24 protein-coding genes and 1 tRNA gene are annotated in these 22027 nt (G+C 62.6%); 16 read left to right on the top strand and 9 right to left on the bottom strand.

Translation table 11 applies throughout. From position 1 onward, the window contains the following. The first annotated feature begins 42 nt into the window (after nucleotides 1–42). On the top strand, nucleotides 43–1314 hold the full coding sequence (locus tag HYH07_RS10270) for a DUF892 family protein (RefSeq protein ID WP_220002377.1): 1272 nt from the start codon (nucleotides 43–45) through the stop codon (nucleotides 1312–1314). A 335-nt stretch (nucleotides 1315–1649) separates the two neighbouring features. Here the strand turns inward: HYH07_RS10270 and HYH07_RS10265 are convergent, their stop codons facing one another. Further along, a complete protein-coding gene (locus HYH07_RS10265; RefSeq protein WP_220002376.1) occupies nucleotides 1650–2267 on the bottom strand; it encodes a cell envelope biogenesis protein TolA in 618 nt (205 codons plus the stop codon). A 41-nt stretch (nucleotides 2268–2308) separates the two neighbouring features. After that, complete coding sequence (locus tag HYH07_RS10260) at nucleotides 2309–2545, bottom strand: hypothetical protein (RefSeq protein WP_220002375.1); 237 nt, start codon at nucleotides 2543–2545, stop codon at nucleotides 2309–2311. A 211-nt stretch (nucleotides 2546–2756) separates the two neighbouring features. On the opposite strand from HYH07_RS10260, the gene HYH07_RS10255 reads away from it, so the two are divergent. After that, on the top strand, nucleotides 2757–3017 hold the full coding sequence (locus tag HYH07_RS10255; RefSeq protein WP_220002374.1) for a DUF6894 family protein: 261 nt from the start codon (nucleotides 2757–2759) through the stop codon (nucleotides 3015–3017). Here HYH07_RS10255 and HYH07_RS10250 read toward each other — a convergent pair. Together HYH07_RS10250 and HYH07_RS10245 are read right to left on the bottom strand one after the other, a co-directional pair. After that, the gene (locus tag HYH07_RS10250) at nucleotides 3010–3867 is read right to left on the bottom strand and encodes an SDR family oxidoreductase (protein ID WP_220002373.1); all 858 of its coding nucleotides are present in this window, start codon (nucleotides 3865–3867) and stop codon (nucleotides 3010–3012) included. The genes HYH07_RS10255 and HYH07_RS10250 overlap by 8 nt on opposite strands. 175 nt (nucleotides 3868–4042) lie before the next feature. Next, nucleotides 4043–4516, bottom strand: coding sequence for a metallophosphoesterase family protein (locus HYH07_RS10245; protein ID WP_220002372.1), 474 nt, complete (start codon nucleotides 4514–4516; stop codon nucleotides 4043–4045). A gap of 333 nt (nucleotides 4517–4849) precedes the next feature. Here HYH07_RS10245 and HYH07_RS36565 point away from each other — a divergent pair, with 333 nt between their 5' ends. From HYH07_RS36565 to HYH07_RS10215, 7 genes are all read left to right on the top strand, one after another. Continuing rightward, nucleotides 4850–4972 carry a hypothetical protein gene (locus HYH07_RS36565; protein ID WP_283842805.1) on the top strand — a complete coding sequence of 41 codons (123 nt, stop codon included), beginning with the start codon at nucleotides 4850–4852 and terminating at the stop codon, nucleotides 4970–4972. Beyond that, nucleotides 4960–5727 carry a glycosyltransferase gene (locus HYH07_RS10240; RefSeq protein WP_228749360.1) on the top strand — a complete coding sequence of 256 codons (768 nt, stop codon included), beginning with the start codon at nucleotides 4960–4962 and terminating at the stop codon, nucleotides 5725–5727. The genes HYH07_RS36565 and HYH07_RS10240 overlap by 13 nt, the downstream gene beginning before the upstream one ends. Beyond that, a complete protein-coding gene (locus HYH07_RS10235) occupies nucleotides 5724–6812 on the top strand; it encodes a glycosyltransferase (RefSeq protein WP_220002371.1) in 1089 nt (362 codons plus the stop codon). Before HYH07_RS10240 ends, HYH07_RS10235 begins: the two co-directional genes overlap by 4 nt. Beyond that, a complete protein-coding gene (locus HYH07_RS10230; RefSeq protein ID WP_220002370.1) occupies nucleotides 6809–7933 on the top strand; it encodes a glycosyltransferase in 1125 nt (374 codons plus the stop codon). The genes HYH07_RS10235 and HYH07_RS10230 overlap by 4 nt, the downstream gene beginning before the upstream one ends. A gap of 10 nt (nucleotides 7934–7943) precedes the next feature. Then, nucleotides 7944–9002 carry a UDP-glucuronic acid decarboxylase family protein gene (locus HYH07_RS10225; RefSeq protein ID WP_220002369.1) on the top strand — a complete coding sequence of 353 codons (1059 nt, stop codon included), beginning with the start codon at nucleotides 7944–7946 and terminating at the stop codon, nucleotides 9000–9002. A gap of 201 nt (nucleotides 9003–9203) precedes the next feature. Further along, nucleotides 9204–9944, top strand: a complete 741-nt coding sequence (locus HYH07_RS10220) for an outer membrane protein (RefSeq protein WP_220002368.1) — start codon at nucleotides 9204–9206, stop codon at nucleotides 9942–9944. A 349-nt stretch (nucleotides 9945–10293) separates the two neighbouring features. Beyond that, on the top strand, nucleotides 10294–10584 hold the full coding sequence (locus tag HYH07_RS10215) for a hypothetical protein (protein ID WP_220002367.1): 291 nt from the start codon (nucleotides 10294–10296) through the stop codon (nucleotides 10582–10584). 58 nt (nucleotides 10585–10642) lie between these two features. On the opposite strand, the gene HYH07_RS10210 is transcribed toward HYH07_RS10215, so the two are convergent. Both HYH07_RS10210 and HYH07_RS10205 read right to left on the bottom strand, forming a co-directional pair. Then, the gene (locus HYH07_RS10210; protein ID WP_409363889.1) at nucleotides 10643–10810 is read right to left on the bottom strand and encodes a DUF2934 domain-containing protein; all 168 of its coding nucleotides are present in this window, start codon (nucleotides 10808–10810) and stop codon (nucleotides 10643–10645) included. A gap of 428 nt (nucleotides 10811–11238) precedes the next feature. Beyond that, entirely contained in the window at nucleotides 11239–11691 is a 453-nt protein-coding gene (locus HYH07_RS10205; protein WP_220002365.1) for an Hsp20 family protein, read from the bottom strand. Nucleotides 11692–12045: 354 nt separating this feature from the next. Here HYH07_RS10205 and HYH07_RS10200 point away from each other — a divergent pair, with 354 nt between their 5' ends. From HYH07_RS10200 to HYH07_RS10190, 3 genes are all read left to right on the top strand, one after another. Next, a complete protein-coding gene (locus HYH07_RS10200) occupies nucleotides 12046–12777 on the top strand; it encodes a DUF3750 domain-containing protein (protein ID WP_220002496.1) in 732 nt (243 codons plus the stop codon). A 606-nt stretch (nucleotides 12778–13383) separates the two neighbouring features. Continuing rightward, nucleotides 13384–14688 carry an Nramp family divalent metal transporter gene (locus HYH07_RS10195; protein ID WP_220002364.1) on the top strand — a complete coding sequence of 435 codons (1305 nt, stop codon included), beginning with the start codon at nucleotides 13384–13386 and terminating at the stop codon, nucleotides 14686–14688. A 7-nt stretch (nucleotides 14689–14695) separates the two neighbouring features. Beyond that, entirely contained in the window at nucleotides 14696–15580 is an 885-nt protein-coding gene (locus HYH07_RS10190; protein ID WP_220002363.1) for an NAD(P)/FAD-dependent oxidoreductase, read from the top strand. A gap of 464 nt (nucleotides 15581–16044) precedes the next feature. Here HYH07_RS10190 and HYH07_RS10185 read toward each other — a convergent pair. Next, nucleotides 16045–16119: transfer RNA gene (locus HYH07_RS10185), tRNA-Val, on the bottom strand. Between the two features lie 76 nt (nucleotides 16120–16195). After that, complete coding sequence (gene cpdR / locus HYH07_RS10180; protein ID WP_007597092.1) at nucleotides 16196–16555, bottom strand: cell cycle two-component system response regulator CpdR; 360 nt, start codon at nucleotides 16553–16555, stop codon at nucleotides 16196–16198. Nucleotides 16556–16883: 328 nt separating this feature from the next. Here cpdR and HYH07_RS10175 point away from each other — a divergent pair, with 328 nt between their 5' ends. The 3 genes from HYH07_RS10175 to HYH07_RS10165 all read left to right on the top strand — a co-directional run bounded on the left by HYH07_RS10175 (nucleotide 16884) and on the right by HYH07_RS10165 (nucleotide 20145). After that, complete coding sequence (locus tag HYH07_RS10175; protein ID WP_220002362.1) at nucleotides 16884–17774, top strand: N-formylglutamate amidohydrolase; 891 nt, start codon at nucleotides 16884–16886, stop codon at nucleotides 17772–17774. A 547-nt stretch (nucleotides 17775–18321) separates the two neighbouring features. Next, nucleotides 18322–19104, top strand: coding sequence for a histidinol-phosphatase (hisN, locus tag HYH07_RS10170; RefSeq protein ID WP_220002361.1), 783 nt, complete (start codon nucleotides 18322–18324; stop codon nucleotides 19102–19104). A gap of 75 nt (nucleotides 19105–19179) precedes the next feature. After that, a complete protein-coding gene (locus HYH07_RS10165) occupies nucleotides 19180–20145 on the top strand; it encodes a tripartite tricarboxylate transporter substrate binding protein (RefSeq protein ID WP_220002360.1) in 966 nt (321 codons plus the stop codon). A 105-nt stretch (nucleotides 20146–20250) separates the two neighbouring features. Here the strand turns inward: HYH07_RS10165 and HYH07_RS10160 are convergent, their stop codons facing one another. After that, the gene (locus tag HYH07_RS10160; protein WP_220002359.1) at nucleotides 20251–21141 is read right to left on the bottom strand and encodes a LysR substrate-binding domain-containing protein; all 891 of its coding nucleotides are present in this window, start codon (nucleotides 21139–21141) and stop codon (nucleotides 20251–20253) included. A gap of 96 nt (nucleotides 21142–21237) precedes the next feature. Between HYH07_RS10160 and HYH07_RS10155 the strand changes: the two genes are divergently transcribed. Continuing rightward, nucleotides 21238–21990, top strand: a complete 753-nt coding sequence (locus HYH07_RS10155) for a sulfite exporter TauE/SafE family protein (RefSeq protein WP_220002358.1) — start codon at nucleotides 21238–21240, stop codon at nucleotides 21988–21990. Nucleotides 21991–22027: the final 37 nt, after the last annotated feature.

Genomic DNA, 22027 nt, shown 5'->3' with positions numbered 1-22027 from the left:
CCGGTTCGTGGAGCGTCTTACCTCTCATCTCAAGGGCAATCCATGTACCACCACGTCAAGAAACTGATGTTCACCGTCCGCGTCGACGAGCCGGATCCCAGGTTCGGCAACATGCTTCTCGAGCAGTTCGGCGGCGCCAACGGCGAGCTTGCCGCCGCCATGCAATATTCGATACAGGGGCTCAACTGCGAGGATCCGGATCGCAAGGATCTTCTCATGGATATCGGCACCGAGGAACTCAGCCATCTCGAGGTGGTCGGCACCCTCGCCCGCATGCATCTGAAGCCGTCGAAATTCGATCGCCAGGCCGCCGAGGCGGACCCCCTGATTGCGATTGCAGGCGGCGGCGGCGTGAACCTGTTCAACTCCCAAGGCAACGCTTGGACCGCGGATTACCTCAAGATCACCGGCGAGCTCGACGTCGACCTGCGCAGCAACATCGCCGCCGAGGCGAGAGCCAAGATCGTCTACGAACGGCTGATCAATTTCTGCGACGACGCGGGCACGAAGGACGCGCTTCAATTCCTGATGACCCGCGAGATCACGCATATGAAGGCGTTCGCGATGGCTCTTGAGAGCATGGCCAAACCGGCCTTCAGCATCGGCCGGATTGCGCCCACGCCCGGTCTGGTCGACCAGTTCTTCAACGATTCGACCGGAACCGGCGACCACGGCGAGATCGACACCCGCGGGCCCTGGAACGAGGGCGGCGAGTGGGTCTTTACGGAATCCCCGGCTATCCAGGCCGGCGACCCTGGTCCGGCGACGGCGCTTGTCACCGAGAGTTCCCCGCCGGTCGACGAGGCCGGTCTTGGCGATCTCCTGACCGACGAGCTACGCGACATCCTGCATGCGGAAAAGCAGCTGACAAAAGCCCTGCCGAAAATGGCGCAGGCGGCGCGTTTCGATCAGCTGCGCGAGCTGTTCGAGCAGCACCTGAACGAAACCGAGGCCCAGATCGAGCGCATCAATGAGTGCTTCGAGATGCTCGGCAAGACCCCGCGGGCCAAGCCCTGCAAGGGAATGATGGGCCTGGTCGAAGAAGGGCAGGAAATCATCGCCGAAGGCGAAGAGAAGGAGGATGCCGCGGCCGATCTGGCGCTGATCGGCGCAGCCCAGCGGGTCGAGCATTACGAGATCGCCGGGTACACCACCGCACGTAATCTCGCCCAGCAACTGCGCCATAGCGCCATCGTCAGTCTGCTCTCGAAATCGCTTGCTGAAGAAGAGAATGCCGATCAGCTGCTCAACCAGGTAGCCCGCTCGCTGATGTCGGTGGCAAAGATGCCTGCAGCGGTCGAACAGACTGAATGAACCGGCGGCCTCATTTCGTGGCTGAAGGGTTTGTCAAAGACAAATCCTTCAGCTGGCCTTTTCTAGAGCGCGATGAGACTGGGTTGAATCGTCATCGCGCTTTAGCTCCTTGTTTGAGCATGATCTCCGCGCAAACGCGTTCCGCTGATGTCGCGAGGGAAACCGCTTCAAACGCGGCAGGCGAACAGGAACGGCCCTTCCCGGGGTGTCGTTTTCGCGGGCGTCGCTTGGGCTACGAGCAAATCAGGTCCCTCCGACATCCGATCGTCCCAGGATCCGATACAACGCTTAGCGTATCCCATAGCCGTCTCTAACATTTGTTGACGCGGGGCTGGTCACTCGCTATTCCGCGCGCGACGCAGCGCCGTCGTCAGCTTGGCCTTTTGCCCGGCCCACCGCTCATCCTCCGCAGCCGCCCGCGCGTCCACCGCGGCCCGCTCGGCTTCAATGGCTTCAAGCCTGGCGCCATGCTCCCGCGCGGCGTGGTCGAGCGCGGCCTGCGCTTTTGCGATAGCCCGCTCCTGGCGCTCCCTGACCTTCGCTCGGGCGGCTTCTTCGCGCCGGCTTTGCGCCTCGCGCCGCCGCTGCTCTTTCTCGTAGTTTGCAGCCGCTTGTCGCGCGGCCTTGCTGCTGACTTGGGTCGGTTGCCGCCTGTGCGGCTTCGATCGGCGCGGCGCGGGCTGCTCATGCGCACGATCCGCAGCCGCTTGCGAGGGTATGCTGGAGTGCTCGGAAAATCGTCCCGTCGATCCGACTGCCCGTCTGAGGACCACGCCGGGCTTTGCCATGGTCGCCGCAACGACCTCGGGGTCATCGGTCTCCGTGGCCAAACCCTGGTGAAAGAGGTTGCTTCCGGCGCCCCATGCCTCGAGCGCGGCCTTCATCGACGGCGCCGCGACCGCGAGATCGTGGAAGCCAAGGGACGTCTGATATGTCTTGAGCTTGCGCGCCATTCCCTCTGGATAGCGCCGATCTTCGCCGTCGGCTATCCCGTCTAGCGTCGCCGTGCGATCAGCACGCCGACGACGAACGCCGCCGCGAGCGACCGGAGGGGGGCGGCCGTGACGATCTCCCGAAGCTGGTCGGCAAGCCGCGCTGCCGACGCCTGCGACGACGACAGGGACGGCGATGATTGCGCATCTTCGGTTCCCGATTTGGCTGCGGACGTGCCTGCGGGATCATCTGTCAGACCGGAAGCTTCGGTCATTGCAGAGGCATCTGTCAGGTCCATCGGTCCCTCCCGTGAGTGGTCCGGGGCAACCTTGCGCTCACCATCCGGTTCCAATCGGCATCCGGCGCCCCGCCTTACGCGAGATTGAGCGGGGGCCAAGTCCGTGCGGCTCGCCAAGTCGATGGCGCGCCAATTGTCATGAGCCGAAGCTGGTTGGAACTGGAATGCGGGCGTTCTATTGACTCGGCCGTGTCAGCCATTGCGCGGCCGCATGCAGCCGGAACATTGCAGCGAGATCGGACGTTCTGGCGAGATGCCACGCTACTATTTCAACATTCACAACGGTCATCCCTTCGAGGATCTGGGCGGCGAGGATCTGCCCGACGAGGCCGCAGCTTGGAAAAACGCGCTCCTGCTCACCCGCGACATCGAAGATGTGCTCGCGCCCGGCGGCGTCTGGAAGCTGGAGGTTATGGAGCCAGATAGAAACCCGTTGTTTCGCATCGAGATCAAGACGGAACGTCTCAAATGAACGGCTTTCCGCCGGTGACGGCCAGTGTCGCTCCCGAGGTGTAGCTCGACAACGGATCGGCAAGCATGACGTAGGCTGTCGCGAGTTCGGCCGGCTGCCCTGCGCGCTGCATCGGCACTTGCTTGCCAAAATTCTTGACCGTTTCCTCCGGCATGGTCGATGGGATAAGCGGCGTCCAGATCGGGCCAGGCGCAACCGCATTGACCCGAATGCCCTTGGACGCCAACATCTGCGCGAGCCCGCCGGTAAAATTCTGAATGGCGCCCTTGGTCGTTGCGTAGGCGAGCAGGCTGGGATTCGGCATGTCGGAGTTGACCGAGGCCGTATTCACGATCGCAGCACCGGGCCGCATATGCGGCACGGCCGCCTTGGTCAAATAGAACATCGCATGGATGTTCACCTCGAACGTGAGCTGCCACTCGTCATCGCTGATATCGCCGATGTCCTTGAACGTGGCCTGATGCGCGGCGTTGTTGACCAGGATGTCCAGTCCGCCGAGCTCCTCGACGGCGCGCCGCACGATCGCGCGGCAATGGCCGGGGTCGCGGATGTCTCCTGCAATCAGGATGGCCTTCCGTCCCTCCCGCTCCACCAGCGCTTTGACGTCCGCGGCATCCTCATCCTCATTCAAATAGGCGATGGCGAGGTCTGCGCCTTCGCGGGCATACGCAATCGCGACCGCACGGCCGATGCCGCTGTCTCCGCCGGTGATGATGGCCTTTTTGCCGGCCAGGCGACCGGCGCCCTTATAACTCTCTTCGCCGTGGTCGGGCCGCGGGTTCATCGCGCGGGTCGCGCCAGGCATGGACTGATGCTGAGGGGGATATGGCGGCTTTGGATATTCGGTCATGGAGCGCCTCCGAGATTCGCTGCGCTAACAGAACCCGAGCGAAAGTGTTCCTAAAGCGCGATGAGGTTGGGTTGAACCGTCATCGCGCTTTAGCTCCTTGTTTGAGCATGATCTTTTCGGAAAACCGCTTCACATTTTTCCGGATCATGCTCTAGCTCCCCATCAGACGGCCGAGCTATCGAGAACATTCATCAAGGGTGCGTACGTTCACCCGAACTTCGCCATGCTCGTCGATGTCGATCGTTGCCAGCGTGATCGGCAGATTGAAGCGCCGGGGCCCGGCGCTTCCCGGGTTCAGATAGATGATACCATCCGTGGTCCTGAGGCTTGCCCGATGCGAATGGCCAGAGATCACGGCGTCGACATCTGCGGGGGCGGGCCTGCTCTTCAGCTCGTTGATATCATGCAAGACATAGAAGGCCCGCCCGGCGAGATGAACGGTCGTCGTCTCGGGATAGAAGCGGGCCCAATCGCCGACATCGACATTGCCCCGGATGGCAGTGACAGGGGCAATCCGGCGTAGCCCTTCCATGACATGCCCGGCACCGATATCGCCGGCGTGAATGATGTGCGCGGTCCCGCGGAAGCATTGTTCCACTTCCGGCCGCAGCAGACCGTGTGTGTCTGAGATGATGCCGATCCTGAACATTGCCTCACATCTCCCCATGACAGCCGCCTTGACCCGCGTTTAGGAACGACAATGCCGCGCTCGAATTGCCCGCCTATCTAACGGGAGCACAGACATGGGCGACACCGGCGTAGGAATGCTTCTTGGAGACCTCTCTGTCAAAACGGTTTGGTTGCTGTGTCTTGGCGTTTTGGTCCTTGGCGGAGCGATCTGGTACGGTGTCTGGCGGTCAGGGCATCTGCGCCGCAGCGAGCGCGCCCAGCTCGATCGGAACACCAAAGCAGCGCAACGCCGGGACGATCCGCAGAAGCCTGTCACACGATAGCTCACGCAATCGATTGATGGATCCGTCATATGCTCGAGGATTTGCGCGCAATTCTTCAGCCTGGGGCGCTGCTTGCCGTGGTCATCATCCTGCTGCTGATGGCCGCCGCCGACGCGGCCATCTTTATCGCGACCAAGGGATGGCCGCTCTAGGTCGGGACTCCCAACAACTTGCGCAGTTCGACCTGGATGCGTTTGACGGCGTTCTCGCCTTTGGCGAGGTCCTCCGTCAAATCTACATGAAACTGGGTTGGGGCAACCGCGCCTATACCTGGCACGAGGCGGCGGATGTCGCCCTGTATCATCCCATTCCCAATGTTGACCGCGTCGAAGATTTGGTCTGGATCGGGAATTGGGGCGATGGAGAACGCAGCGCCGAACTCAACGAATTTCTGGTCGATCCCGTCGCCGAGCTGAGCCTGCAGGCAAGCGTCTATGGCGTGCGCTATTCGGACGGCGCCATCCACACGATCCGGACCGCCGGCATCCGGTATGGCGGCTGGCTCCCCGCCCACCGGGCTCCCGTCGCCTTCGCCGGCGCACGCGCCACCATCCACGTGCCGCGCGGCCCGTATGTCCGATTGCTTCCGGGCATCCCAACCATCCGTGTGTTCGAGGCGCTGGCCTGCGGCATCCCACTGGTTTCGGCACCCTGGTCTGACGCAGAGGAGCTGTTTCCCGACGGCGCATATCTCACAGCGGCGCATGACGCTGACATGGGCCGCAAGCTTCGTGCCGTCCTCGATGATCGCGAGCTGTCTTCGGCGTTGGTAGCGACAGGCCTCCGCGCCATCCTGGAGCGGCATACTTGCCGGCATCGCGCGCAACAACTCGTCGGCATCGTTGAGGCGATCCGTGCTTCCGATACCTCGTCACAGCCATTGCGATTTATCGGAGCCTCCGCATGAAGATCAGCTTCTTCGGATCAAGCCTTGTCTCCTCGTACTGGAACGGCGCCGCCACCTATTACCGTGGCATGCTGAAGGAGATTGCAGCGCTCGGGCACGAGATCACTTTCTTCGAGCCTGACGCCTTCGAGCGGCAGGCTCATCGCGACATCGACGATCCACACTGGGCCCAGGTCGTCGTCTATCCGGCGACGACCGACGGCTGGCGCACGTCGCTCGATAAGGCCGCCCGATCGGCCGACATGGTTATCAAGGCGAGCGGCGTCGGTGTGTTCGATCAAGAGCTGGAAACCGCGGTCGCCGGCCTGCCCTCCCGGATCATGCGTGTCTATTGGGATGTCGATGCGCCGGCCACGTTGGAAGCGATCGCAAGCGATCCGCATCATCATCTGCGCCGCGCTATTCCATCCTACGACATCGTCCTGACCTACGGCGGCGGCGATGGTGTCGTGGCTGCCTATCGCGCCATGGGCGCGCAGGACTGCGTGCCAATCTACAACGCGCTTGACCCCCGCACCCATTTTCCGTCGCCAGCGGAGCCGGGCTTCACCTGCGATCTCAGCCTTTTGGCCAATCGCCTGCCCGATCGCGAACAGAGGGTCGAGCATTTCTTTCTCGATGTCGCGCGTGACCTGCCAAGCAAGACGTTCGTGCTTGGCGGCTCCGGCTGGGAGACCAAGAACACCTCCAGCAACCTTCGCAAGGTGGGCCACGTCGGCACCGGTGCGCACAATGCCTTTTTCGGCTCCGCTCTCGCCACCCTGAACGTCAATCGCGACAGCATGGCACGCTTCGGCTTCTCGCCGCCGACCCGGGTGTTCGAGGCGATCGGCGCAGGCGCCTGCCTGATCACAGACTGCTGGAACGGCATCGATCACTTCCTAGAGCCAGGTTTGGAAGTCCTGGTCGCGGCGACCGGCGCCGAAGTTGCGAGCCACCTCGCGGCGCTCAGCCCCAACCGCGCCCGCGCCATTGCCGATCGCGCCCGCGCCCGCATCCTCAGTCTACACACCTATCGCCATCGCGCGCGCCAGTTCAACGAACTCTTCACAGGAAGCAGCTCGCAAATCGAGGCAGCAGAATGAACCTCAACATCGTCGTCATCGGTCTCTCGGTCACTTCGTCATGGGGCAATGGTCACGCCACGACCTATCGCGCCCTGATCGAGGCCTTGGCGCGACGCGGTCATCACGTCACGTTCCTCGAGCGCGACGCTCCCTGGTATCGCGATCACCGCGATGTGACGAACCCTGCGTCGTGGCGGGTCGAGCTCTATCAATCCCTGAAGGACATTCCACGGCGCTTTGGCGGCCTGGTCCGGAACGCCGATCTGGTCGTCATCGGCTCCTATGTCCCTGATGGCATTGCCATCAGCGAATGGGTCACGACCCATGCGCGCGGGATCACCGCCTTCTACGACATCGACACTCCGGTCACGCTGGCACGCCTCGAGCACGGCCTGGAATATCTCTCGGCTGCGATGATTCCTCGCTTCCACCTCTATCTTTCCTTCGCTGGCGGACCGGTGCCGCAAACGATCGAGAAACGCTATGGCAGCCCGCTCGCCCGGGCCCTCTATTGCAGCGCAGATACCGATATCTACATGCCGCAAGTCGCCAGGCATCGCTGGACGCTTGGCTATCTCGGCACCTATAGCGACGACCGACAGCCGGTACTCGAGCAATTGCTGATCACCCCGGCTCGCAAGCTTAGCTCGGAACAATTCGTCGTTGCCGGCGCGCAATACCCCGAGGGGACCGTGTGGCCCGATAATGTCAGCCGCATCGAGCACCTTTCGCCAGATCGGCATCCCGCGTTCTATGCCGAGCAGCGGTTTACCCTGAACGCCACCCGCGCTGATATGAAGGCGCTGGGCTTCTCGCCGAGCGTTCGGTTGTTCGAAGCAGCGGCCTGCGGCACCCCGGTCATTTCGGACCGATGGCCGGGACTCGAGACCATCTTTGAGCCGTCGCGCGAAATCTTGCTGGCATCAGGCCCGCGCGAGGTCCTCGAAATCCTCCGCGAGATGCCCGAGGACCGACGGCGGAGCATCGCGGAACAGGCGCGCCGTCGCGTGCTTCGCGATCACACGTCCGATCACCGCGCTCGGCAGCTGGAAGGCTATTACGCCGAGGCTTTGGCGCACCGGCGTCGAAAGACCACCCAATTTCCCGCCTCCCGTCCGATGCAGGTTGCAGAGATTTGAAAGGCCCGTCATGACATTCAATGCCATCATTCCCTCCGGCGAGCGCGCGACGACCGTCCTGGTCGCGGGCGGAGCCGGCTTCATCGGGTCGCATCTTTGCGATGCTCTCCTGCAACGTGGCAAGACCGTCATCTGCCTCGACAACCTCGTCACCGGCAGCATCGACAATATCAGGCCGTTGCTGAACCACCCGAACTTTCGCTTCATCGAGCATGACGTGCGTGATCCCATCGCGATCGAAGACAGGGTTGACCGGATCTACAGTCTTGCCTGCCCGGCCTCGCCGCGGCACTATCAGAAGGATCCGATCGGCACGATGAAAACGTGCGTGCTCGGAGCAATCAACCTGCTCGAGCTTGCGCGCCTGAAGGACGCCCGGATTCTCCAGGCTTCGACCAGTGAGGTGTATGGCGACCCGGAAATTCATCCGCAACCCGAATCCTATCTCGGCAACGTCAACCCGATCGGGCCACGCGCGTGTTACGACGAGGGCAAGCGGGCAGCGGAGACGCTGATGTTCGACTACCAGCGCGCTCACGGCCTCGAAATCAAGGTCGCGCGAATCTTCAACACCTATGGCCCGCGCATGCTGGAGAACGACGGACGCGTCGTTTCCAACTTCATCGTGCAGGCGCTCCGTGGCGAGCCGATCACGATTTACGGAAGCGGCAGTCAGACCAGGAGCTTCTGTTTCATCGACGACCTCGTTCGTGGCCTTCAGCTCCTGATGGAGAGCCCGTCGTCCATCACCGGGCCGTGCAATCTGGGCAATCCCCATGAAATCAGCATCGAGACCATAGCGCGCGAGGTGCTCGCCTACACCGCATCCAACTCGCCACTCCGCTTCGAGGCGCTTCCAAAGGACGATCCGAAGCGCCGCAAGCCGGTGATCGATACCGCGACGCGGATCCTCGGATGGCGACCGCGCGTCGCGCTCCAGGACGGCCTCAAGGCAACGATTGCCTATTTCGCACTTCGGATCGCGGGAGACTCGCCCACGCTCGTTCCCGTTGTCGCAACGCGCCGGCCAGGACGTGGAGCACGCACTCGCATGACCATCGCCGAATAGCGGCGAAGGCTCGCCGCTATTCGAGGTATTGTCCCGGCGCTCGCAACAACATTGGAACTCGATCGCGATTGTTCCATCGCAACATATGTTAATCCGAAATGCGTTCACATGTGTGGTCGCGCAGCTACAGCCACCGCGCTGATTGCCCGGTACGGTCCTCGCAGGGTGGGGATTGCTCAAGACCTGATGGAACAAATGAAAATGAACAAGCTTTTGGCTTCGGCCGCATTCGGCGCTTTGATCATCGCAGCGTCGTCGGCTTCCGCCGCGGACCTCGCTGCGCGACCCTACACCAAGGCGCCACCCGCGGCCGTTGCCGCGGTCTACGACTGGAGTGGTTTCTACATCGGCATCAACGGCGGTTGGGGACAAAGCCATGACCGCCGCGTGTTCGACCCGACGGCAACGCTGCTCGGCAGCTACAACGCGAACGGCGGCACGGTCGGCGGCCAAGTGGGCTATCGCTGGCAATCCGCGGGCTGGGTGTTCGGACTTGAGGCCCAGGGCAATTGGGCCGACATCTCCGGCAGCACCGGCAACCTCGTCGTCCCCGGCGGCACGGTCCGCTCGAAGATGGACGCATTCGGCCTGTTCACCGGCCAGGTCGGCTACGCCTGGAACAACGTGCTGCTCTACGTGAAGGGCGGCGCTTCGATCACCGACCGGAACTATCAGTTCCTTGCGGCTGGCGGCGCACTCGCTTCGGAAACCGGCTACGGCACCCGTCTCGGCGGCACGGTCGGCGCCGGCCTCGAGTTCTCGTTCGCGCAGAACTGGTCGCTGGGCGTCGAGTACGACCACATCTTCGAGAACCGTCATGGTGCGACGTTCACCATCCCGGGCGGCGGCAGCGTGACCGGCTTCTCGACCGGCGGTGACACCGATCTGATCCTGGGTCGTCTGAACTACCGCTTCGGGGGTCCGGTCCTCGCCAGATACTGAGCGAAGACGTCCCATTCCAATCAACTCAAAGCCCCGCTCACGCGGGGCTTTTTCTGTCAAACACCTGCTGCTGAAGAACATCAAGGCCATCAACCCGCAGCCGATCACCAGCGAAAAGAACGAGCCGAGACCGAGTGCGATCCAGCCGTTCTCGTCCATGGCGACGTCGCTGGTCGCATCCCACGCCCAAGCGATGCCAAGCGCAGCAAGGCCGAGCATGTGCTGCGCTCGATTAGGCACTTTTGGCGTTCGCAACCGTTGCAGTTCCAAGATCAGCCGCACCGGCTCGTGCTTCAGCGACGAAGGCCTGCGCGCGGCTTCCATCCTGTCCTTTCACCGGAGTAACGAGATGAGAATCCCAGCAATCGCCGCGCTCGTCGCGGTCCTGATCACGACATCTTCAGCCGGCGCGCAAAGTGGATCGGGAGCATCGCGCACCGGATCGAGCATCAATTCGTCCGGTACTGGCGGTGCGACCGGCGCCGGTGCCTCGAGCCTGAACACACCGGCGGACAACAACGGCGGCGGATCGAGCGCTCCGGTGAGGTCCGCGCCAGCGTCACCCAACACGGCAGGCAGCGGCACGACGCAGGGAAGCGCGGCTCCCCCCGCCGGCGCCTCGGGGCCTGGTCAGAAGTAGCAAGGCCTCGGATGATTGCGCAAATCCATCCCACTGCGGCAGAAGAGGCACGGCCTGATCATAGCGTATCCGGCGTCCGCAGCGTGTTGGATCGATCCTCATTACGCAGCTCCTGCTCGGCCGCGTGCCAGAACTCGTCGTCGCGGCCTTCAGGCTTGCCGGCATGCTCCCACAATTGGTGGGCGCGCTCTCTGATCTCTTGCTCGCTCGGCTCGGACAATTGCATCTCCTGTCGTGAAGCGCGGCCCCACCCTTGGGGGTTTCGGGGACTTTGAGGCGGGGCCGCGCAGGCCAGCCATCGGCGGCGACGCTGACCCGCGGATTCAAGCTTCCATCATGAGCCAGAGTTCCTGGGACTGCGATGATGCCAAGCCGATTCCATTCTGCAGTCGCTCGAAAGAGTGGGATACGATCCCCAGCTTACACATAGGCTTGCCGCCGCGCGGGTTGCGGGGATCGTCATCAGCGCGGGGGTGTTCAAATACGGCTCCCGGGGTGAAGAATGGTGTTGAGATCGACTACATTGTCGTCGGAGGCGGTCGTCAGCCGCATGGGGGCCTCTGAAATCGGGACGGGGTGAGGACGGCCGCGCGGATGCCCGCGCGGCCTTGATCTTCCCGAAACGCCCGATAGGTCCACGTAGCCTCGATACGCTCACGCGGCCTTGGCTTCGAGCTGGGTCACGTTGCCCGGCGAGGCACCATTGATGGCGATGCGGCGCGGCTTCATTGCTTCTGGGATCTCCCGCTGCAAGTCGATAAGCAGCAGACCGTTCTCGAAGCGAGCGCTCTTGACCTCGACATAGTCGGCCAGGGTGAATTGGCGCTTGAAGTTGCGGGTCGAGATGCCACGGTGCAGGAAGGTCTTGCCCTCCTTGTCCGCCTTGCGGCCTTCCAGCGTCAGGACGTTCTGTTCGCTGGTCAGCAATACCTCGTCCGGCGAGAAGCCGGCGAGCGCCACCGTGATCTGGAAGTGGTTTTCGTCGAGACGTTCGATGTTGTAGGGGGGATAGGTCTCCTCGGCGGTCCGCTGGACCTCGTCGAGAGCGTCAAAAAGGCGGTCGAACCCGATGGTCGACCTCCAGAGAGGAGTCCAATCATACCTCATATCCAAGTCCTCCTAAGAGCAAGATGGGTACGAGCAGGCTCCGGACACCGCCGGCGCCCGTCTCAATTCGCGGGACCCAGAAGGCATCCCGGCCGCCAGAATGACGACGACCAAGGAATTTAGGAGCGCGAAAAAAGTTTCAAGGGCAGCTTCAAATTTATTTTCACAGCAACCGAGTTGGTTAAGATAAACCCTGAGCCGCAGAGCGTGTCGCCCGGCGGGCTGTTCAGGAGGCGTTCTGTCAGGTCGCCGGATCAGGCTAACCGAGACGTCGTCAACGGCAGCATCTGTGGCGCCAGCAAAGATCCGGCTTATATGTGGCCAGCTTCTCCGCAGCACCACGTGAAAAAAATCTTGCTTGTCTTCCTTGTTCTCATCTTCGTGCCGCTCGCCGCATCGGCTGCGCGGTATCTTTGGCTTGGCGATGGCCGGGGCAACTGGCAAACCGCCGATCGCTCCAGCGCCGGCTTGTTGCCGGCCGCAGCGACCCATCCGGATGCGGTGGTCCGCGTCTTCGCTGCGCGAACCGTTCGCTGGCGCAGCATATTCGCGGTACATACCTGGATCGTGGTGAAGGAAAAGGGCGCGGCAACGTACAGCCGATACGACTATACCGCGTGGGGCGAGCCGATCCGCGCGAACGGTTTCGCCCCCGACGGGCGATGGTTCGGCGCCATGCCCGAGACCATCGTCGCGCTCGATGGGGACCGGGCTGCGGCACTCATTCCCAAGATCCGGTACGTGATCGAGAACTACAGGTTTCGAGCCTATGGCGACTACAGCGCTTGGCCCGGCCCCAACTCGAATACCTTCGTGCAGGCCGCGCTCGATGCCGTACCGGAGCTTCGGGCCGTCCTGCCGCCGACTGCTATCGGCAAGGACTTCCCTTATGACGGCCATTGGATCGGCATGACGCCATCGGGCACCGGCGTCTTCGCTTCGCTTGGCGGATACGCGGGGCTCACGGTCGGATGGGTCGAAGGCCTGGAGATAAACGTCTTCGGCGCCGTTCTCGGATTTGACATCCGGCGTCCCGCGCTCAAGCTGCCGGGCCTCGGACGCCTCGGCGTGCCTGTCGGGCTCTGACCAATCGGCTCCACTGATGTGCACGACCTCGGCCGCTACGTTATCGATCGGCTAGATCTTCCGAACGACCAGATAGTCGCGATGCGGCTGTCGTAGGATCAGGAGTGGAGACAGCGGCGCAGATCGTCAATCCATCTCCACGATCTCCGCCAGTTCAGCCACAGCCCGCCTTGCTGCCTCCGTCATTCCCCCGAACGTCTGTGTATGCCGAGCGGCACATTCGACGATCTTTTCGGCGACATATCTCCGCGCTGGATGTCCTTCGAACGTCAACGGCATCAGCCTGCAAGCCCGCTCCAATGCGACGTCCATGTTGGAGACGGTTCGCTCACTAAATCTTTCGGAAAGCAACATGACCTGCCCCACGAACAAGCCGGCAATAAAGAATGTCCATGGAAGCAGCCGCCTCGCGTCAGCAGCATCCCCCCAAGCAATTCAAGCACCCAAGTCATCGGCTAAGCTAGCAGAGTGTTTGCCTGATCCACATTCACAAACGTTAGGCGCAGCACAATCCAGTTGCCGCCGGCACCCAGGCTGCAGGAACTATTGCATCGGGACGAGATTGGCTCCGCAGATGTGCAAGAGTCTAACAGCATTGGCTTGTTGATGCCCCAAGCAGAGCGCGCCGAGGAGCCATCAGAGCCAACCACGGGAAGTTCAGGTCACCGCCGCTTTGCACGTGCAGTTGGTCTGGGGGTGGTGACCGGCGCAGCAGACGACGACTGTTCTGCGATTGGGACTTACGCGAGCGCAGGCGCTCAATTCGGCACGGCGCTTCTATGGACCGCGCCGGTGACCTTCCCCATGATGTTCGCGGTCGTGTATCTCTCGTCCAAGCTGGGGCAGGTCAGCGGGAAAGGTCTGTTTCATGTCATCCGGGAGATCTATCCGCGCTGGATCCTGTGGCCCACGTTGATCGGAGTCCTGATCGGAAACACCATCGAGGCTGCGGCAGACCTCGGCGGAATGGCAGCGGCCCTCCAGCTGTTCATTCCAATTGCAACACCCGTTATCGTTGTCATCGTTGCCGCGATGATCGTAGCGCTCCAGCTATGTGGCTCCTACGAACTCATCCGGAACATATTCCGATGGCTTGCGCTCGCTCTCTTTGCTTACGTGGCCTCGGCGTTGCTTGCGAGGCCGGATCCCTGGGAAGTTCTGCGTGGAACGCTTGTACCGATGATCCACTTCTCACGTGATTTCCTATCCATTCTCGTCGCGATCATCGGCACGAGCCTCTCGGCTTATCTTTACACCTGGCAGTCCAACGTTGAAGTCGAGGAGAAGATTGCCCAGGGGCGCGTCAAAGTGAGGGAGCGCCAAGGCTCCAGCGAGTCCGACCTGCACAAATCCCGGATGGATATCCTGACGGGGATGCTGTTCTCCAACGTCATCATGTACTTCATCATCCTTGCGACCGGAGCCACGTTGTTCAAGGCCGGCCAGACCAACATAGATTCCGCAACGCAAGCCGCCGAGGCCTTGCGTCCACTCGCGGGTGACGCTGCAGGCATCCTGTTTGCCGTCGGCATCATCGCGGTCGGCTTTCTCGCTATTCCGGTCATGACAACGGGGGCAGCCTATGACCTGTGTCAAGTGTTGGGCTGGAAGAGCAGCCTTCATGACAAGCCCAGCGAAGCGCCGGCATTTTACCTCGTCATCACCGGCTTTACGGCCGCGGCCGCCTGTTTGAACTTCCTGGGCCTCAACCCGATGCGAGCCTTGATCTATTCCGGCATCGTGCAGGGGTTTTCGACGCCACCACTCCTTCTGTTCATCCTGCTGATAACGAACAACCGCCGTATCATGGGCGACAAGGTCAATAGCCTGCCGCTCAATATCCTGTCTTGTGCGACAGTGATTGTGATCTTTGCCGCCAGCACCGGATTGGTCGTGACGTGGTTCATATGAGGATGCGATGTCCCTCGATTGCGTGATCGTCGGCGGCGGGCCCGCAGGATTGATGACCGCCATCTACCTGGCCCGCTTCCGCCGCAGCGTATGCGTGATTGATGCCGGAGCAAGTCGGGCCGCCCTCATCCCCCGCAGCCACAATCTACCGGGTTTTGCCGGCGGGTTACCCGGAACGGAGCTTCTGGCGCGCATGACCGCGCAACTCGCGGAGCTAAAGGTGCCGCTGTTCCGTGCCGAGGTCACGTCGCTCGAAAAGGCACAGGATGGATTTCAGGCAACCTGGACCGGTGGGGTCGCCGATGCCGCGACGGTCGTGCTCGCTTGCGGGATAGTTGACATCCATCCGACATGTGAGCAATGGCGCCTTGCGGTCGCTGAGGGACTGTTGCGGTATTGCCCCGTATGTGACGCCTATGAAGCGACGGGCCGTCGTGTCGCGGTGGTGGGACCGCTGGACCAAGCGACGCCCAAGGCACTATTTCTGCGCGGCTTCTCTACAGACGTGACCGTGCTCGCGACCCGCATGAACGGAGACGATATGGCATCCGCGCTTGCCGAAACCGATATTTCCCTCATCCATGCGCCAGACGTGAGCTTGAGACGCTCCGGTGACAAGCTAGAGGCCGCGCTTGCCGACAAGGCAGTCGAGTTCGATGTCATATACCCGGCCATGGGCGCCGAGGTTCGCTCGCAACTCGCACTATCGCTTGGCGCAGCGCATACCGATGGAGGCTATCTCACGGTCGACGATCGCCAGCGGACATCAATCGCCGGTCTCTACGGTGTTGGAGATCTTGTCGTCGATCTGCACCAAATCTCTGTCGCCTTTGGTCACGCCGCAGTAGCGGCCTGCACCATTCACAACAGTCTACCTCGACGACTTGCCTAGCCAGCAAAATCAAGAGCGTCCGAGAACTTGTCTTTAGGAACTGATCTCCGGAGCGGGCATTCATTCGACGGGCAGACCACGCATCTCCTCATAGCAGGGAAAGCCCGCTTCGCCTCCGTCGCGGGGTTTTCTCCGAGGAACTAGAACATGAGGGATGACCGCACAGGCAACGAGCCGTCGCCCATCGTATTGTTCGGCGTGGCGCTTATCCCGATATTTGCCGTGCTGGCATGGTTCGCGTTCGGATGAGTCTCGCCAGACGAGTGATTGATCCCCGGCCCCGCCACGGAAAGCCAGGTTATGCTTCGGCATCCTTCTCCAGGGGTCTGGAAATCAAGCGACCGCGTTGGGGCGGCCAGCTTCATCTGGGCGGGGCGGCTCGCGGTAAAATGGGCCTTCTTGGAAATTTCGCGGAAACCACCCCTTCAGGCCTCGGGCGCCGAACGCCTAAGTCATTGAGAGGATGGTGGGCACGACAGGGATCGAACCTGTGACCCCTACCATGTCAAGGTAGTGCTCTCCCGCTGAGCTACGTGCCCTAATAGTCCGGATAGGTCGGGTGGGGGTCCCTATAACGGCTCAGGGGAGCCGGCGCAAGGACGGAACGCGGCCGATTTAGGCCGCCAGCATCTTGTTCACTTCGCTCACCAATTCTCTGAGGTGAACGGGCTTCGACAGCACCTTGGCGTTCTTGGGGGCGTCCGAATCCGAGTTCAGGGCCACTGCGGCAAAGCCGGTGATGAACATGATCTTGATGTCGGGGTCGAGTTCCGAGGCCCGGCGGGCGAGCTCGATACCGTCCATCTCCGGCATCACGATGTCGGTCAGCAGCATCTCGAACGGCTCTTCCCGCAAGCGCTGATAGGCGGCCATGCCGTTGTCATGGGACGAGACCTGAAAACCGGCGTTTTCCAGCGCCTTGACCAGGAAACGGCGCATGTCGTTGTCGTCTTCGGCGAGCAGGATTTTTGGCATGGGCGGAACGTCGATCCCCAGAGGATATGCAGAGGTCACTAAGCCCGACAGAGGGTAAATTTGGGGTGAAAATCTTAACCCTCTGGGCTCGCGCTGCGAGGGGTGTTGTGAACCGGAACGGGCGACGAATCAATTCCGGTGCGCCCACGCATCCACGCCTGCCTGCCCACACAGTTAAGACATGTTCCAGCGCGGATCACGCTTTTTCGCTTGGCAGAATGGTTGCGATTCCGGACAATGACGACACATAAGAGCCGCTCGATCGGCCGAATCACCCGATCTGGACCCATGCTGGATCGTGCGGCGTGAAGGGACGAAGCCTGAGAAGATGACCCGGTTTGACGGCGAGGTGTCGCCAGCCTTCGAGATCGTGGAGCCCGCCGAGTGGCGCGCGCCTGTTATCTTCAACTCGCCCCATTCCGGCTCGACATACCCGGACGAATTCCTGAACGCATCCCGGATCGACTTGCCGACGCTGCGGCGCTCGGAAGACTCCTTCATGGACGAGCTGATCGGCCATTTGAGCGCACGCGGCTTTCCGACCGTGCGGGTCAACTTTCCCCGCTCCTATGTCGACGTCAACAGAGAGCCCTATGAGCTCGACCCCCGCATGTTCACCGGCCGCCTGCCGAGCTTCGCCAACACCCGCTCGATGCGGGTCGCCGGCGGATTAGGCACGATTCCGCGCGTGGTCGGCGACGGCCAGGAGATCTATCGCGACCGCATCGCTGTCGACGACGCGCTGGCGCGGATCGAGACGCTGTACAAGCCCTACCACCGCGCGCTGCGCCGGCTGATCAACAAGGTGCACCAGATGTTCGGCACCGTGGTGCTGGTCGACTGCCACTCGATGCCCTCGGTCGGCGTCAGCAGGGACGAGCCGCGCCGGCCGGACGTCGTGATCGGCGACCGCTACGGCACGAGCTGCACGCCGCTGCTGCCCGACCGCGTCGAGGAGACCATGACGGGGCTCGGCTATTCGATCGGCCGCAACAAGCCCTATGCCGGCGGGTTCATCACCGAGCACTACGGCAACCCCGCGAGCGGCCTGCATGCCGTGCAGCTCGAGTTCAACCGCGCGATCTACATGGATGAGCGCCGCCGCGAGCGCAGCCCGCGCTTTGCGCAAGTGGCGAGTGATTTCGGCGTTCTCGCCGACGTGCTGGCGACCACGATCCCGTTCGGCGATCTCGGCCCGTTCCAGGCCGCGGCGGAATAGACGCGCCGGCTCGAACGATCATCTTTCCTGCGATTGGCGCGAAGGCGTTTGCGTTTGGCCCGGGATCGCGCGCCAAACTGAAAACAGACAGACAAGAAAAAAGGGCCGCTCGCGAATGACGCAAGCGGCCCAAGTCTAGGGAGGAAACGCCCAAGGAGGGCAGCGGTAACGCGAGAAGCGCTACCGCACCGCAACAATATGCGGCCGCGTCGCACAAAGTGCAAGGGCTTTTGAGCCGTTTCCCATGCAAAAACACATGGCTCAGTTGCTCCCAGAGAAACCCAGATTCAGTTTCTTTGATAAGGAAATTCAATGGGTTGATAGTCATTTGCATACGAACAAGGCATGTTCGGAACTAAGTTTTCAACTCAATGATCGATATTTGGCCAGCAGATGGCTCGCCAATCGTCTGACTATTTAGCTTGCTGGAGCAACCGGTCGCCGGGCCCAAAATACCAGGGTGCAAATCAAGACAGCGCTGCACGCACGCGGCGAATTGAGCTAGGCAGATGCGAGCTTCAGCCAACTTTCGTTTTGAGGATGTGCCGTGACGGTGATCGATTTCTCAGCCTTCATCGGACGGCTCGCCACCGCCTCCGGCGAGACCATCCTGCCGTTCTTCCGCACCTCGCTGTCGATCGACGACAAGAGCAAAACCAAGGATTTCGATCCGGTGACCGAGGCCGATCGCGCCGCCGAGGCGGTGATGCGACGGCTGATCAAGGCGAGCTTCCCCCAGCACGGCATTGTCGGCGAGGAATTCGGCAATGAGCGCGAGGACGCCGACTATGTCTGGGTGCTCGACCCTATCGACGGCACCAAATCCTTCATCGGCGGCTTTCCGATCTGGGGCACGCTGATCGCGCTTCTGCACAAGGGCACGCCGGTTTACGGCATGATGCACCAGCCCTTCATCGGCGAGCGCTTTTCCGGCGACAACGGCTCGGCCAACTATAAAGGGCCCACCAGTGAACGCCGGCTGCAGGTCCGCCGCTGCGCCTCGCTGTCGGAGGCGACGACCTACACCACCTCTCCCTTGCTGATGAACGAGCGCGACCGCGCCATTTTCGGCCGCATTGAGCAGGGTGCGCGGCTGTCACGCTATGGCGGCGATTGCTATTCCTATTGCATGCTCGCGGCCGGCCATGTCGATCTCGTGGTCGAGACCGAGCTGAAGCCTTATGACATCGCCGCGCTGATCCCGATCGTGACCGGCGCCGGCGGCGTGGTCACCACCTGGGAAGGCAAGCCGGCCCAGGGCGGCGGCCGCATCGTCGCGGCGGGTGATCCACGCGTCCACGAAGAGGCACTGAAGCTGCTCAATGCCTAGGCGGCTTATTGTTTAGCGCATGATCCTTTCGGAAAACCGCAGCACACTTTTCCGGATCATGCGCGGGGAGCTTGCATGAAAAAACGCCGCACGCTCCTTCTCGCCATCCTGCTGCTGCTTCCCGCGCTCGCCTCCGCCCAGAATTTTCCGGCGAGACCAATCAAGCTGATCGTGCCGTTCCCGGCCGGCGGTCCCAACGACATCATCGCCCGCGTGATCGGCCAGCGCATGTCGGAGCTGTCGGGCCAGCCGGTGCTGATCGACAATCGCGGCGGCCAGGGCGGCGTGCTCGGGACCGATACGGTGGCCAAAGCCGCGCCCGACGGCTACACCATCGCGATCACCAGCGCCGGCGCGCTCGCGATCAGCCCGAGCATGGAAAGGGTCGCCTACGACACGCTCAATGATCTGACGCCGGTGACCCTGGTTGCGACCGTGCCGGAAATGCTTGTCGTAGCCACCAATGTGCCTGCCAACGACATCGGCGAATTGATAGCGCTCGCGAAAGCGCAGCCGGGAAAACTCAACTTCGCCTCGACCGGACCCGGCAGCCTGCCGCACCTCGCCGGCGAATTGTTCAAGCTGACGGCCAGGATCGACATCGTGCACGTGCCCTATCGCGGCGCCGCGCCGGCGGTGAACGATCTCTTGGGCCAACAGGTGCAGATGACATTCCTCGATCTCCCGGCGCTGCTGCCGCAGGTCAAGGCCGGCGCGCTGCGGCCGATGGCGGTCGGCTCCGCCGAGCGCACACCCACGGCGCCGGAGGTGCCGACCACGGCGGAGGCCGGCTTTCCCGATCTGCGCATCGAGAATTGGTACGGCATGGTCGCGCCCAAGGGCACGCCGAAAGAGATCGTCACCGCGCTGCATGACCTCGCGACCAAGGCGATGGCGGATCCCGCAGTGAAGGAGAAGCTCGCCCAGCAGGGCGCAGCGCTTGTTGGCGACGAGCCGGAGCATTTTCGCGCCTTCATCGCGGTTGAGACCAAGAAGTGGGCGAAGGTGATCAAGGACGCAGGCGTGGAGACGGCGAAGTAGGAGGCCCTCACAACGCGACAGGTGCGTTCCCTCCCCCCTTGTGGGGGAGGGAGCGCAGCGGGACCCGCGGCGACGGCGGAAGCTCACATTGGCGCGCATTCGTCCTCACACCGCCTCTGCCCGCAAATGCTCCACCAGCATCTTGGCCGGGCGCGGCAGCGCCTTGAAGCTGCGCGCGCAGATCACGAGCTTGCGGTTGGCGAAGCCGTCGCGCAGGCGGACCATGGCGAGCGGCATCAGCCTGGCGCAACGGCGGGCGGCGGCTTCGGGCACAAGGGCGACGCCGACATCGGCTGAGACCAGCTGGCAGATCGCATCGAAGTCGCGCAGGCGCGCGCGGAAATGCAGGCGCATGCCGAGCCGCGCGGCGTGCTTTGAGATGTGCATCTGAAGCGCGGTGGCACTGGTAAGGCCGACGAACTCGCAAGAGCCCGCCTCCTGGAAATCGATCTGGCGGCGGCCGGCGAACGGGCCGCGCTTCGACGTCACCAGCGTCAGGCGATCCTCGCTGAACACGAAGCGCTCGATATGATCCGGCAGCGCGTGCTCGGCGGCGAAACCGAGATCGGCAGCGCCGGCGGTGATCGCGGCCGCGATGTCGGTGCTCTCGCGCTCCTCGATGTCGATCGCGACGTCACGATGCTCGCGCAGGAAGCCGGCGAGCGCCTTCGGCAGATGCTCTGACAGGCCCGACGTGTTGGCGAGGAAGTGCACGCTGGCACGCACGCCGCTGGCAAAGCCGGCGAGATCGCCGCGCATGGCCTCGACCTGGTGGATCACGAGCCGGGCATGATCGAGCAGGCTCTCGCCGGCCGCGGTCAGCTCGACGCCGCGCCGACCGCGCTTGAGCAGAGCGACGCCGAGGGCGTCCTCGAGACCCTTGATGCGCGCGCTGGCCGAAGCCAAGGCCAGATGCGATCGCTCGGCGCCGCGAGTGATGCTGCGCTGGTCGGCGACGGCGATGAAGAGCTGGAGATCCACGAGGTCGAAACGCACGGATGATTTTCTCCAAGTCCAGCCTTCGTTGGCGACGAAGGCTATCTCCGTAACCTCCAGATTGTGCCCGCGCGCCGCTTCGGTCAATGTGGCCCTATGATTGACCCACTCCTCATTCTCATCGCCGCCGTCTTCCTGGTTGCCGGATTCGTCAAGGGCGTCGTCGGGCTCGGCCTGCCGACGGTGTCGATGGGCCTGCTTGCGGTGAACATGGCGCCGAGCCGCGCGATCGCACTCGTGATTGTGCCCGCCATCGTCACCAACATCTGGCAGACCTTTGTCGGCCCCTATTTGCGCGACATCCTCAGGCGCCTGTGGCCGCTGATGATCGGCACCGTGATCGGATGCTGGCTCAACGCCGGTGCGCTGACCGGCCCCCATGCGCGCTACGGCACCGTGGTGCTCGGCGTCCTGCTGGTGATCTATGCCCTTATTGGCCTCAGCAAACTCAAGTTCCACGTCGCCCCGCGGAACGAGAAATGGGTCGGCGGCGTGGTCGGTGTCGTCACCGGCGTGATCTCGGCCTCGACGGGTGTGCAGGTGATCCCCTCGATGCCGTTCATGCAGGCGATCGGGATGGAGAAGGACGAGCTGGTGCAGGCGCTCGGCGTGTTCTTCACCACGGCGACGTTGGCGCTCGCCTTCAACCTCACCGCGGGCGGATTGCTGACGCCAGCCAATGCCGTGCCGGGCACTGTGGCCATGGCGATGGCCTTTGCCGGCATGTATGTCGGCCAGTCAGTGCGGCAGCGGATGCCGGCGGAGGCATTTCGCCGCTGGTTCATGATCGCGATGATCCTGCTCGGCGTTTACCTCGCCGGCAGCGCGCTGCTGAAGGAGTTGGCGTAAGACGCAAATCTGTAGGGTGGGCAAAGCTTTCGCCGCA

Source organism: Bradyrhizobium sp. BR 10261 (assembly GCF_019455395.1).
Taxonomy (GTDB): domain Bacteria; phylum Pseudomonadota; class Alphaproteobacteria; order Rhizobiales; family Xanthobacteraceae; genus Bradyrhizobium; species Bradyrhizobium manausense.
The sequence above is the reverse complement of the archived record's forward strand: the minus strand, read 5'-3'. Positions and strand labels throughout refer to the sequence as shown.